Raw genomic sequence first — 11,955 nt, 5'->3', positions numbered from 1 at the left:
ATGAACGTGCAGAACAACGTGGACCTCAAGCATTCAACCAAGACGGCGTCCGACTGGTGGCGCGGCGGCGTGATCTATCAGATCTACCCGCGCAGCTTTCAGGACAGCAACGGCGACGGCATCGGAGACCTGCGGGGCATTACCCAGCGGCTGGATTACATCGCCGGTCTGGGGGTCGATGCGATCTGGATCTCGCCCTTCTTCAAGTCGCCGATGAAGGATTTCGGGTACGATGTCAGCGACTATCGCGCCATCGATCCGATGTTCGGCACGATGGAGGATTTCCAGACGTTGCTGGACCGCGCCCATGGTCTGGGTCTGCGGGTGATGATCGACCTGGTTCTGTCGCATACCTCGGACCAGCATCCGTGGTTCGTCGAAAGCCGCAGCAATCGCGAGAACCCCAAGGCCGACTGGTACGTCTGGGCCGACCCCAAGCCTGACGGGACCCCTCCCAACAACTGGCTGTCGATCTTCGGCGGCTCGGCCTGGCAGTGGGATACGCGCCGGCAGCAGTACTACCTGCACAACTTCCTGACCTCGCAGCCGGACCTGAATTTCCACAACCCCGACGTGCAGGACGCGCTGCTGGACGTGGCGCGGTTCTGGCTGGACATGGGCGTTGACGGGTTCCGGCTGGACACGATCAACTTCTACTTCCACGACGCGCAACTGCGCGACAACCCGGCGCTGCCGCTGGATCAGCGCAACGCAACCATCGCGCCGATGGTCAACCCCTACAACCATCAGGACCACCTGTATTCCAAGAGCCAGCCGGAAAACATCGCCTTCCTAGAACGGCTGCGCGCCCTGACCGACCAATATGACGGCCGTGCCTGTCTGGGCGAGGTGGGCGATGCTCAGCGTGGGCTCGAGATCATGGGCGAATACACCCGTGGCGACAAGCGCATGCACATGTGCTATGCCTTTGAGTTTCTGGAAAAACGCCGCCTGTCAGCAGAATACACCAAGCATGTGTTCGACCAGCTTCTGTCCAAGGCCGGCGACGCCTGGCCGTGCTGGGCGTTCTCCAACCACGACGTACAGCGCCACGCCTCGCGCTGGGATCTGGACGAGGCCGGCATCCGCCAGCACGCGGTTCTGTTGATGTGCCTGCGCGGCTCTGCCTGCCTGTATCAAGGCGAAGAGCTGGGCCTGCCCGAGGCCGACGTGCCCTTTGAGCACCTGCAGGACCCCTATGGCATCGAGTTCTGGCCTGAATACAAGGGCCGCGACGGCTGCCGCACGCCCATGGTCTGGGCCGCGCAGGACGAACAGTCAGGCTTTACCACCGGTGCGCCCTGGCTGCCCGTCAGCACCGCGCAGGCCGAGCGCGCCGTTGACCGGATGGACGCAGACCCGCGATCGGCGCTGAACCATTATCGTCGCGCCATCGCTTTGCGCCATGAGTATCCGGCGCTGATGTCGGGCACCCAGTCCGACATGCGCGAAACCGGCCCGATCCTCAGCTTCCTGCGCGAGGATGATACTCAGCAGGTGTTCTGCGCCTTCAATCTGGGCGATGGCGCCGCGGAAATCGACCTGCCCGAAGGCAACTGGCGCTGCATCGCTCAGGATCTGGGCGCTATCGAGGCGCAGGGCCGCGTCACGCTGGCGCCGTCGCAATTCTGCCTGATGGTCCGAGAGAAAGGGTAACCCATGTCCGAACTCAAGCTGACCGATGTCGCCAAGACCTATGGCAATGTCGATGTCCTCAAGGACATCAACCTCGAGATCGAGCGCGGCGAGTTGATCGTGTTCGTCGGCCCCTCGGGCTGCGGCAAGTCCACCCTGCTGCGGATGATCGCGGGTCTGGAGAAAATATCGGGCGGGACGTTGGAAATCGAGGGGCAGGTGATGAACGACGTGCCCCCGGCACAACGCGGCATCGCCATGGTGTTCCAGAGCTATGCGCTGTACCCACACATGACCGTGCGCGAGAACATGGCCTTTGCCCTGAAGATCGCCAGGATGCCCGCCGATCAGATCGACGCCGCGGTGAACCGCGCGGCGCAGATCCTGCAGCTGGATCCGTTTCTGGACCGGCTGCCCAAGGCCCTGTCGGGCGGGCAGCGTCAGCGGGTCGCCATCGGCCGGGCGATCGTGCGCGACCCCAAGGTCTATCTGTTCGACGAGCCGCTGTCGAACCTGGATGCCGCGCTGCGGGTGGCCACGCGGATCGAGATCGCGCGTCTGAAAGAGGCGATGCCCGACAGCACGATGATCTATGTGACCCACGATCAGGTCGAGGCAATGACCCTTGCCAGCCGGATCGTGGTTCTGGCCAACAAGGGCATCGCACAGGTTGGTACGCCGCTGGAGCTGTACGAGACGCCCGACAATGAATTCGTGGCCCAGTTCATCGGCTCGCCCGCAATGAACCTGCTGCCGGGCACGATCACCGGCACCGGTGCCACCACGACCGTTGCGTTGGACTGTGGCGGGACGGCAGTTTCGGCCATACCGACCGAGGACGCCGACGCCGGCAAGAAGGTCAACGTGGGTGTGCGGCCCGAGGATCTGGTGGTCGCCGACGGTGACCCCATCGTGACCGGGACCGTGGACTTTACCGAAGCGTTGGGCGAGGTGACGCTGCTCTATTTCGCGAAAGCCCCCGGCGCTGAGTCGGTGATCGGCAAACTGCCGGGCATCCATCGTGGCTTGCGTGGTCAGACGGTTTCGGTGACTGCCGCGCCGGAGAAGATCCACCTGTTTCATGACGGCCGGTCAATGCGCAAATAGCTCCGACCGCGTCGTGATTCTGGTCTGAATTCGTCGCAAATCGATTTTTGCGGCTGAAATGGTGCGCATCGATTAGGCGGCTGCGTAAAAAATTCGCGTGATCTCCCTTCGCGACATGAGGCCAGTTCCGATGCGCCGTTAGGTATCGTCGGCCCTTTTGATATATGATCCTTGCGCGAATTCCCGCAGAGTCGCGTGCTGTTTGGGCAGGCTCCGGGCTTGGGCTTCCGAGGGAACTGGACCTAAGAATTTCGCAAACTGTCACTTTTTGGACTGACGGGGCGACCGCAAAACTCTAACGTGACGCACGGATAAAAAACAAAACTCAGTCCAAACACGGGAGAAACACGAATGACCAAATCGTCAAACTTCAGCCGTCGTACGGTGTTGAAAGGGGCCGGCGCAGCTGCGCTGGCGGCACCTCTGTACAGCAAAAGCGCCCTTGCATCTTCGGGCGAAGTCAACATCCTGATGTGGTCGGATTACCTGCCGCCCAGCTTCATCGAAGAGTTCGAAACCCTGACCGGGATCAAGGTGAACTACACCGGAATTGGCTCGAACGAAGAGATCATCAACAAGATGAAGGCCACCAAGGGCCAGGGCTTTGATATCGTTTCGCCGACCAACAACCGCTCGCTGCAGTGGGAGCCGCTGGAGCTTCTGCAGCCGTTCGACATGAACAGGGTCCCGATCGACAAGGTCAACCCGGCGATGGCCAAGATCGGCACCGATGCCTGGAACTTTGGTGACAGCGGCGCGCATTGGCTGCCGCATATCTGGGGTACCGAAGGCATTGCCTATCGCACCGACCTGTGGCTGCCCGAGGGCGACGCTCCGTCCTATGGTGACGTCTGGTCGGAAGAAAACGCCGGCAAGACCATGGGTCGCGCGCATTCGATGATGTTGGGCGCGGGTCTGTACATGGAGCGCATCGGCGAGATGGAGCCCGGCTCGGTCTGGGCCGCATATGGCGACGAAGACACCATGCGCAAGGTCTGGGGTCAGATCACCGACTGGTGCATCGCCCGCAAGGACCGGATCAAACTGATCTGGAACGATGCCGACACCCAGAAGAACGGCCTGCTGAACGAAGGGGTTGTCGTCGGACAGACTTGGGATGGTCCGCCGCTGGCACTGAAATCCGCTGGCGAACCGGTGCACTACCAGGCTCCGGTCGAGGGTGCGATGGCTTGGGTCGACGGTATTTCGATGCCGACCGGCGCAACCAATATCGACCAGGTCTACGCCTTCATTGACTTCGCCTATCAGGCCAAGCCGGCCGGTGTCGCAATCGACAGCCACGGCTACAACTCGCCGGTTCTGGGTGCCGACCAGTATTCGGGCGACACCTACAAGAAGAACTTTGCCGAGGCCTATCCGGGCGACTCGCTGGCCAACCTGAACCCGTGGCCTGCCGAAGCACCGTGGTATGCCGAGACCCGGACCGAGTTCGTCAACAAGTTCAAGAGCGCCTGATCGCCTTGAGATCGCGCCCCTCGCGTTGTCGCGCGGGGGGCCTTTGGACCCCGCACGCGTTTGCCCCGCGTGACGGACAACGATGCGGTGCGGCCTGAGGCTGCATCACAGGGAGATACCAAAAATGAGTGCAGGGATCGGAGTTGATCTGGAAAACCTGTGGATCCGCTTCGGCGATTTTGTCGCTGTGCGAGATGCGAACGTGAACATCAACGGGGGCGATTTCTTTTCGTTCCTTGGGCCTTCGGGCTGCGGCAAGACCACGATCCTTCGAGCGGTCTCGGGGTTCCTCGAGCCCAGCGAAGGCAATGTCCTGATCGGCGGCAAGAACATGAAGGGCATCGGGCCGAACAAGCGTCCTACTGCTCTGATCTTTCAGAACCTCGCGCTGTTTCCGCTCATGAAGGTGTGGGAGAACATAACTTTTTCGATGGAGATCAAAGGGGCCAGCGCCGCCGAACGGCGCAAACGCGCGGACGAGCTGCTGGACATGATCGCCCTGCCGGATCAGGGCGACAAGCTGCCCAGCGAATTGTCGGGCGGTCAGCGCCAACGAGTGGCCATCGCGCGCGCTCTATGCGCCGAGCCAGACGTGCTGCTGCTGGACGAACCGCTGTCGGCGCTGGATCTCAAGCTGCGCCAGCACATGCGCACCGAGCTGCGCGAAATCCAAAAGCGTGTGGGCATCACATTCATCTACATCACCCATGACCAGGGCGAGGCCCTGACCATGTCGGACAACATCGCCGTGATGCGCGCTGGCGTGATCGACCAGATCGCCGATGGCAAGACCATCTACAACGACCCGACAACCGCTTTTGCCGCCTCGTTCGTGGGCGAAAACAACGTCTTCCGCGGCAAGGTCAAAAGAGTGATGGGCGAAGAGGCCCTGATCTCGACCAACCGGTCCGGCGATCTGGTGGCGCGGATATCGACCGCCAATCAGGGCAAGTTGGCCGAAGGTGACGACGCCATGATGTTCATCCGACCCGAGGCGTTCTCGATTGCACCCGAGGGGACGAGCGGCGATCATTTCGTCACGGCACGGGTGACCCACGAGGAATTCGAAGGCAACGTCTTCAACATCTTCACCGAAGGAGAGGGCGGCAAGGAGATTAAGGTCTCGATCCCGAACCACGGGCAGTCGTTCAAAGATCACACCGGGCAGAACATCACGTTGGAATACGAAACCCGCAACGCGGTCGTCGTTCCGGCGGGTGAGCTGGCTGCGGAATAAGGAGGCCCGACGATGCCTGGCTTCCTCAGGGACTTCTTCAACCGCAACGGTTTCGGCATGGGGCTCGCGATTCTGGGACTTGTCCTGTTCTGGACGATCGGCCTGATCATCCTGCCGCAGCTGTCGATGCTGGACTTTTCCTTCCGTCCCAACCTGCCGCCGCCGGAAATCGGCGGCCCCAAGGACGTGTACACGCTGGAGAACTACAAATACCTGATCTACGGCCCGGAAGGCGGTAGCCAGTCCTACAACGCCGTTGATCTGCGCGTGTTCTTCCGGACGTTGATCGCCGCGGTCTGCGTGACGATCTTCAACCTGATCATTTGCTATCCGATTGCCTATTACCTGGGCCAGTCCAAGGGCAATCACATCCGTATCTTCGCGATCATGCTGATCATCCCCTATTGGATCAACGAGATCCTGCGCGCCTTTGCGCTGCGCATCATCTTCGGAGAGACGGGTGTTTTGAACACGCTGTTCGTCGGATTGGGGATCTGGGACACGCCGTTTGATTTCATCCGCAACGACATCGCGCTCTATGCGGGCCTCGGCTACGCGTACATCCTGCTGATGATCTTCCCGATGTACAATGTCATCGAAAGCCTGGATGGAAACCAGATCGAAGCGGCGCGCGACTTGGGCGCTCCGTGGTGGCGGATCCACTGGAGGGTGGTCATCCCCTATGCCAAGCCCGGCATCAGTTCCGGCTGTACGATGGTGTTCATGCTGTCGGCCGGTGCGCTGGCCGCACCGCAAATCCTGGGCGGGCCATCCAGTCTGTGGTTCACGCAACTGATCTATCAGCAGTTCAATGACAACAACGACTGGCCACAAGGCGCAGCCTACGCCATCGTTCTGCTGGTCACCTGTATCCTGTTCGTGCTGGCAATGATGCGCCTGTTCAAGGTGAACATGGGGGATATCGGGAAATGAACATGTCCTTCCTCCGTATCAGCATCTGGGTCTATCTGGCGATCTTCTTCGCCTACCTGCTGGGTCCGCTGGTGATCATGTCGATCACCGCCTTCAACTCATCTGGATTCCCGCGCATGAGCCCGTGGGAATGCCTGACCTTCCAGTGGTTCGGCGAGTTGTTTCAGGACCAACGCATCCTGAACGGCATCAAGAACTCGTTGATCATCGGCACGGGAACCGTGGTTCTGTCGGTGGCGATGGGCTTGGCTGGAGCGTTGATGCTGACCCAGATCTGGCCCAAGCTGCGCGCCACCTACTACACGATCATCATCGCACCGATCCTGATCCCGGGCGTTGTTCTGGGTATCTCGACGCTGGTCTTCTGGGACCGGATCAACCGGATGCTGGGGCTGGGTGCCGACAGCTTCTTGTCGAACGGTATTTTCTTGACCGTGATTGGCCAATCCACCTTCATCGCCAGCTATTGCATGTTGGTTCTGGTGGCTCGGTTGCAGCGATATGACCTGGCGCTGACCGAGGCGGCACTGGACCTTGGCGCAACGCATGCACAGGCGTTTCGCAAGATCCTGCTCCCGTTCATGCGCCCGGCGATTGCTTCGGCGGCGGTGCTGGCGTTTCTTGCCTCGTTCGAGAACTACAACACCACCACCTTCACGTTCGGCGAATATCCGACACTGACAATCGAATTGGCTCAGAAGGTGCGCTACGGCATTACACCTGCGATTTCGGCGCTGGCCTTTATCATCGTGGCGCTGACCGTTTTCTTCGCCCTGTTGAACGAAGCCAAGTTGAAGCGTCAGGAACTGGTCGCCGCCGCGCGCAAGGAAGCCACGGTCGAGGAGCTGGCGGGCAAGATCAAGTTGCCCAGCTTTTTCTCGGGGAACATGGCGGCCGTGCTGCTGGTCATGTTCGCCGTGGCAACGATCACTGTCGTCGGGACGGCCATGGCCTACAACCCGGCCCAGTGTATCGCGGACGTCAAGGAAGAAAAGCGTCTGGAAGCCGAGCAGCGCATTCAGGAATTGCGCAAGCAACGCGAGGAGCAGCGCAAGCAGCGCGAGGCCGAGCAAGGCGACGCTCAGCAATCCACGCCCAAACCGTCTAACAACAGCGGTTTTGGCAATGTGTTCGCTCCGAACACATTGGGTGGTCAGGACGACGAAAGCTCAGCCGAGCCTGACGATCAGCCTTCGGGCAACAGTGGGTTCGGCAACGTCTTCGATCCAAACAGTCTGAAGACCGACGAGTAGGAAGAAGCGCCTACCAGAGCACCACATCCGCCCGGTTCAGGTTCATTCCTGGCCGGGCGGATTGCGTTTCAGGATGGCGACTCCGCAGGCAGCGATGCTGTGGCCGTTCCAATCCACCGGTGTGGCGTTGTAGTTGATCAGGAAGTCATGGGTCGCGGTCTCGCGCCGCCGCAGGCCAGGCGGCATCGGGTGCAGGGTCAGCCCGACCTTCTGCGCGGCCATTTCAATGATCCGGTCCCACAGGTCCTCGTCCGGGAACCCGGCCAGATACCAAAGCTGGTCACTGCCCTTCAGCGCAGGGGTCCCGTCTTCGAAGGTCTGCAGGTCGGGCGCGTCACCGGTCAGCCGCTCGACCCAGTGCTGCGCCGCTCCGCCGCTCTGAACCGGGCGGGTGATTTCGGGCGGCAGGGATTCCACCAGCGCCACATCGCAGTCTAGCGCTTGCAGGCCGGGGCGGCCTTGGGCCGGGATCTGAAAATCAGCCGTGATTGCCCCGCTGCGCGGGCCCAGAACCGTCAATTTGGCGGCCGTCTGCAAGCGGTCGGCCAGCGCGTCGTCCAGCGTGGCCAGCCCGGGGGCGAGGATCAGATCATAGTCCGCGCTTGACAGGCCCGAGGCCGGTAAGACATCGATCGACAGCCCGGCGCGGCGCAGGGCGCGATAAGCGGAAAACACCAGCCGGAAATAGTTGAACCCCGCGCCTTGAGGCTGGGTCGCCCAGGCCCAGTCCGACGGATAGTCGAACAGGATGGCCACCCGCGCCTGCACCGGTTCGACCGGTCCCAGCATGGCCAGATCCGCGGCCGTCTGCTGCGCCTCGGCCAGACCGGGCGCGGGGTGGTTGTTCGGCGTCAGCAAGCCCGCGTGCATCTGTTCCTGCGCAAAGGGCGCCTGCCGCCAGCGGAAATAGCTGACCACCTCGGCCCCGTGGGCCACGGCCTCAAGCGACCAAAGCCGCACCATGCCTGGCAAGGGGGCCGGGTTGTAGGGCGCCCAGTTCACCGGTCCGGGCTGTTGTTCCATCACCCACCAGCGGCCGCGTCCGACGGCGCGGTACAGATCGTGGTGAAAGGCCTGCATGTCCGGGTCGCCCTGTTGCAGAAAGGCTGCCTTGTGCGCCGCGTCGGCCTCTAGCCGGTCGGACAGGAACCCGATCGGGTAGCTGTCCCAGGTGGCGATATCCAGATCGGCGCCCACCTCGAAATGGTCGAAATCCAGAATCCGGCCCATGTAGTTGTGCAGCAGCGGCGCGTCGGTCAGGGGCCGCAGCACCTGAACCTGTGCCCGGTTGAAGGCCACCACCTGATCCGAGCTGAACCGGCGGAAGGCCAGCACATGCGCTGGGTTGGGTTCGGTCACAGTCAGGTTGGGCAGGTCGATCTGATCGAAATCGCCGTATTCCATCGACCAGAACACGTTGCCCCAGGCCGCGTTCAGCGCCTCGACCGAGCCATAGCGTTCGGCCAACCAGCGGCGGAAGGCCTGCCGCGCGGGCTCGCAATAGCTGACGGTGGTGTCGTGGCAACCATATTCATTGTCGATCTGCCAGGCGGCCACATGCGGGTTGCGGCCATAGCGTTCGCCCATGATCCGGGCGATGCGGACGCACTCATCGATATATCCGGGATGGCTGAAGCAATAGTGCCGGCGCGAGCCGAACTTGCGCGGCTGCCCGTTTTCGTCCACCGCCAGCATGTCCGGGTGCCGGTCCAGCATCCAGCGCGGCGGCGTGGCGGTGGGGGTTCCCAGCACCACTTTCAGCCCGGCCGCACCAAGGGTCTCGATGGCCTGATCCAGCCAGTCGAATGTCAGCCGGCCCGGTTCCGGCTCCATCCGGCTCCATCCGAATTCGCCGATCCGGACCCAGCGCAGACCGGCCTCGACCATGCGCGCGGCATCTTCGGCCCACATTTCTTGCGGCCAGTGTTCAGGGTAATAGCAAACGCCAAGTTCGGGGTTCATAGGATGACTCTGTATTCCGCCTGACCTTGGCCCGCGTTTTCGGCGGCAAAGGTCATTCCGTTGGTGGGGTGCGACGCAATGGTGTCCGCATCCAGCCCTTCGCGGGCCGAGGTGCAGAACAGCGTCGTAAGTTCCGGCCCGCCGAATGCGGGGCACGAGGTATGGGCCGCCGCGAAAGGCACCGCGCGCAGGAAGGCTCCGCCGGCGTCATAGGCCGCAACCCGCGCCGCGCCCCATTGCGCGAGCCACAGATTGCCCATGGCATCGACGACCGCGCCATCGGGGTTGAAACCCTCGGCGCGCAGGTCCAGAAACACCGCGCTGTCGCCCTCGGGCCAGCCGGTTTCCGGGTCCAGACCCCAGCGCCGCACCTGCCCGGTGGCCGTGTCGCAGAAATAGGCGCAGGACCGGTCGGGCGCGAAACTGATCGCGTTCGAGATGGTCACATCCGGCACCAGCTGCCGCAGCTCACCCCGCCACAAGCGATAGATCGCCCCCGCGCCCCGTTCCGCGCGCTTGCCCATTGTGCCGATCCAGAACCCGCCCCACGGATCAGCCCGCCCGTCATTCGAGCGGGTCACCGGGTTGTCGGCCTCGAGCGCGACGATGCGGTCCTTGTGACCGGTCTCAAGCCCGAACCGCCACAGGCCGGTTTCCGACGCGATCAGCAGTGTGTCGCGGTCGATCCAGCCTGCAGCCGAGACGTGCTCGGCAAAATCCCAGCTCTGCGGGCCATCCGCGTCGCGGGTCATCAGGCGCTTGTTGACGATGTCGAACCAGAACAGCTGTTGCCGTTCGGGGTGCCACAGCGGGCCTTCGCCCAACGCGCACGGGCGGTCGTCAAAGACCTGGCTCATCGCGTGGCCTCGTCAAAGGCGGCGACGATCCGGCGTGAGTTGTCGGCGATCTGGTCCACGGACATTCCGGGTTTGAACAGCGCCGAGCCGATGCCGAACCCGTCGGCCCCGGCCTTGAGCCAGTCGCCGAAATTCTCGGGCCCCGCGCCGCCAACGGCATAGACCTGCGTGCCCTTGGGCAGGATCGGGCGCATGGCAGCCAGCCCCACCGGTCCGGCCATCACGCCGGGAAACAGTTTCAACCCGGTGGCCCCTGCGCGCAGGGCGGTGAAGGCCTCGGTCGGGGTATAGACTCCGGGCCAGCTTTGCAGGCCCAGACCCACCGTACGCGCGATAACGTCGGCATCGCAATTGGGCGACACGATCAGCTTGCCACCCACGGCAGCCACCTGTTCGACCTCATCCATGGTCAGGACGGTTCCGGCCCCGACCAGCGCGCGGTCGCCGATCGCGCGGGCCAGACGGCCGATGCTGTCCAGCGGGTCGGGCGAGTTCAGCGGCACCTCGATCCGGTCGATGCCGGAGTCCAGAATGGCCTGGCCGACGGCCTCGGCCTGCACCGGGTCAAGCCCGCGCAGAATGGCGATGATGGGGCGGCTCATGCGGTTTGCCTCGTGAGGGTGCGGGCCTGCAGCAGACCGGCCAGCGTGGCCTGGGTCGCGTCGGCGGTTTCGACGAACGCGCCCTGTTGCTGCAGCGCCGTGGCATAGATGTGCGACAGGGCTTCGGCGCCGATGATGGCCAGTTGCTGACCCAGCCAATAGGGGCGGGTGGCGGCCAGTTCGGCACCGATCAGAGCGCCCGACAGGCGGGCGCGGGCGGTGGCCGGATCCTGCCCGTGCAGCAGGTCGGCCGCGCGCAGCCCGAACAGCCGCCCGGCCAGTTGCTCGGGCTTTGACAGCGTGTCCGCGACGGCCGTGGCAAAGGCGTCGTCGTCCCAACCTTCGCCAACCGAGTGTTTCAGCACCGAGTGCTGGCCCAGCAGATCGAACAGTTCACCCGTCATGATGGTGCGGAAGCTGACGACCTCGCCGGCGCTGACCTGCACCCATTTGGTGTGGGTGCCGGGCAGGCAGATCACGCCATCCCAATGCGGGCGCGTGGACAGGTAGCCGGCGATCTGGGTTTCCTCGCCGCGCATCACGTCGGCGGGATCGTCCTGTTTCAGGCCGGGCACCACGAAGGCGCGGATGCGCGGATCGGTGCCGGGCACGCGCACCGGAACGGTCGAGATCGGCTTGGCCGGCACCGCCACATAGGGCGCCTCGACCCAGCCTTGCCGGGCACCGACCATGCCGCAGGCGATCACGTCGACCGGCGCCGCGTCCAGCCAGCCCTGGACCAGCGTCAGCAGCGCGTCCTGGAACTGATCCCGGCCCAGCGTTGCCATGCCCCGGTCGCATTGGGCGTGGTCCAGCACCGTGTCGCCCTGCATCGCCCAGGCGCGCAGATGCGAGGTGCCCCAGTCTACTGCGATCCACTCGGTGTTCATGTC

The 11,955-nt window shown here is 63.2% G+C and carries 10 protein-coding genes; 6 read left to right on the top strand and 4 right to left on the bottom strand.

Annotation, left to right across the window (positions count from 1 at the left end; translation table 11 throughout):
* The 6 genes from ACR0NY_RS14185 (at position 1) to ACR0NY_RS14160 (ending at position 7,641) form a co-directional block, all read left to right on the top strand.
* On the top strand, positions 1–1,656 hold the full coding sequence (locus ACR0NY_RS14185) for an alpha-glucosidase (RefSeq protein ID WP_170369426.1): 1,656 nt from the start codon (positions 1–3) through the stop codon (positions 1,654–1,656).
* A 3-nt stretch (positions 1,657–1,659) separates the two neighbouring features.
* Positions 1,660–2,742, top strand: a complete 1,083-nt coding sequence (locus tag ACR0NY_RS14180; protein WP_170341825.1) for an ABC transporter ATP-binding protein — start codon at positions 1,660–1,662, stop codon at positions 2,740–2,742.
* Positions 2,743–3,093: 351 nt separating this feature from the next.
* Positions 3,094–4,218: an extracellular solute-binding protein gene (locus ACR0NY_RS14175; RefSeq protein ID WP_170341827.1), complete on the top strand. Its 1,125-nt coding sequence runs from the start codon at positions 3,094–3,096 to the stop codon at positions 4,216–4,218.
* Between the two features lie 124 nt (positions 4,219–4,342).
* Entirely contained in the window at positions 4,343–5,455 is a 1,113-nt protein-coding gene (locus tag ACR0NY_RS14170; protein WP_093963159.1) for an ABC transporter ATP-binding protein, read from the top strand.
* Between the two features lie 12 nt (positions 5,456–5,467).
* The gene (locus ACR0NY_RS14165; protein WP_170341829.1) at positions 5,468–6,388 is read left to right on the top strand and encodes an ABC transporter permease; all 921 of its coding nucleotides are present in this window, start codon (positions 5,468–5,470) and stop codon (positions 6,386–6,388) included.
* Positions 6,385–7,641: an ABC transporter permease gene (locus tag ACR0NY_RS14160; RefSeq protein ID WP_170341833.1), complete on the top strand. Its 1,257-nt coding sequence runs from the start codon at positions 6,385–6,387 to the stop codon at positions 7,639–7,641. The genes ACR0NY_RS14165 and ACR0NY_RS14160 overlap by 4 nt, the downstream gene beginning before the upstream one ends.
* A gap of 42 nt (positions 7,642–7,683) precedes the next feature.
* On the opposite strand, the gene ACR0NY_RS14155 is transcribed toward ACR0NY_RS14160, so the two are convergent.
* The 4 genes from ACR0NY_RS14155 to ACR0NY_RS14140 are packed head-to-tail and all read right to left on the bottom strand — an operon-like array spanning position 7,684 to position 11,952.
* Positions 7,684–9,603 (bottom strand): beta-galactosidase, encoded by a 1,920-nt coding sequence (locus ACR0NY_RS14155; protein ID WP_170369424.1) that lies wholly within the window; start codon positions 9,601–9,603, stop codon positions 7,684–7,686.
* Complete coding sequence (locus tag ACR0NY_RS14150; protein ID WP_170369422.1) at positions 9,600–10,460, bottom strand: SMP-30/gluconolactonase/LRE family protein; 861 nt, start codon at positions 10,458–10,460, stop codon at positions 9,600–9,602. The genes ACR0NY_RS14155 and ACR0NY_RS14150 overlap by 4 nt, the downstream gene beginning before the upstream one ends.
* Positions 10,457–11,062, bottom strand: a complete 606-nt coding sequence (locus ACR0NY_RS14145) for a 2-dehydro-3-deoxy-6-phosphogalactonate aldolase (RefSeq protein WP_170369420.1) — start codon at positions 11,060–11,062, stop codon at positions 10,457–10,459. The genes ACR0NY_RS14150 and ACR0NY_RS14145 overlap by 4 nt, the downstream gene beginning before the upstream one ends.
* Positions 11,059–11,952, bottom strand: coding sequence for a 2-dehydro-3-deoxygalactonokinase (locus tag ACR0NY_RS14140; RefSeq protein ID WP_170369418.1), 894 nt, complete (start codon positions 11,950–11,952; stop codon positions 11,059–11,061). The genes ACR0NY_RS14145 and ACR0NY_RS14140 overlap by 4 nt, the downstream gene beginning before the upstream one ends.
* Positions 11,953–11,955: the final 3 nt, after the last annotated feature.

The sequence above is a fragment of the Ruegeria sp. BJ5 genome (genome assembly GCF_056537865.1).
Note: the sequence above shows the minus strand (reverse complement) of the source record. Positions and strands in the feature narration are given on the sequence as shown.

Coding starts and splice junctions, on each gene's coding strand:
- ACR0NY_RS14185 (WP_170369426.1), top strand. CDS start 1: ATGAACGTGCAGAACAACGTGGACCTCAAGCATTCAACCAAGACGGCG.
- ACR0NY_RS14180 (WP_170341825.1), top strand. CDS start 1,660: ATGTCCGAACTCAAGCTGACCGATGTCGCCAAGACCTATGGCAATGTC.
- ACR0NY_RS14175 (WP_170341827.1), top strand. CDS start 3,094: ATGACCAAATCGTCAAACTTCAGCCGTCGTACGGTGTTGAAAGGGGCC.
- ACR0NY_RS14170 (WP_093963159.1), top strand. CDS start 4,343: ATGAGTGCAGGGATCGGAGTTGATCTGGAAAACCTGTGGATCCGCTTC.
- ACR0NY_RS14165 (WP_170341829.1), top strand. CDS start 5,468: ATGCCTGGCTTCCTCAGGGACTTCTTCAACCGCAACGGTTTCGGCATG.
- ACR0NY_RS14160 (WP_170341833.1), top strand. CDS start 6,385: ATGAACATGTCCTTCCTCCGTATCAGCATCTGGGTCTATCTGGCGATC.
- ACR0NY_RS14155 (WP_170369424.1), bottom strand. CDS start 9,603: ATGAACCCCGAACTTGGCGTTTGCTATTACCCTGAACACTGGCCGCAA.
- ACR0NY_RS14150 (WP_170369422.1), bottom strand. CDS start 10,460: ATGAGCCAGGTCTTTGACGACCGCCCGTGCGCGTTGGGCGAAGGCCCG.
- ACR0NY_RS14145 (WP_170369420.1), bottom strand. CDS start 11,062: ATGAGCCGCCCCATCATCGCCATTCTGCGCGGGCTTGACCCGGTGCAG.
- ACR0NY_RS14140 (WP_170369418.1), bottom strand. CDS start 11,952: ATGAACACCGAGTGGATCGCAGTAGACTGGGGCACCTCGCATCTGCGC.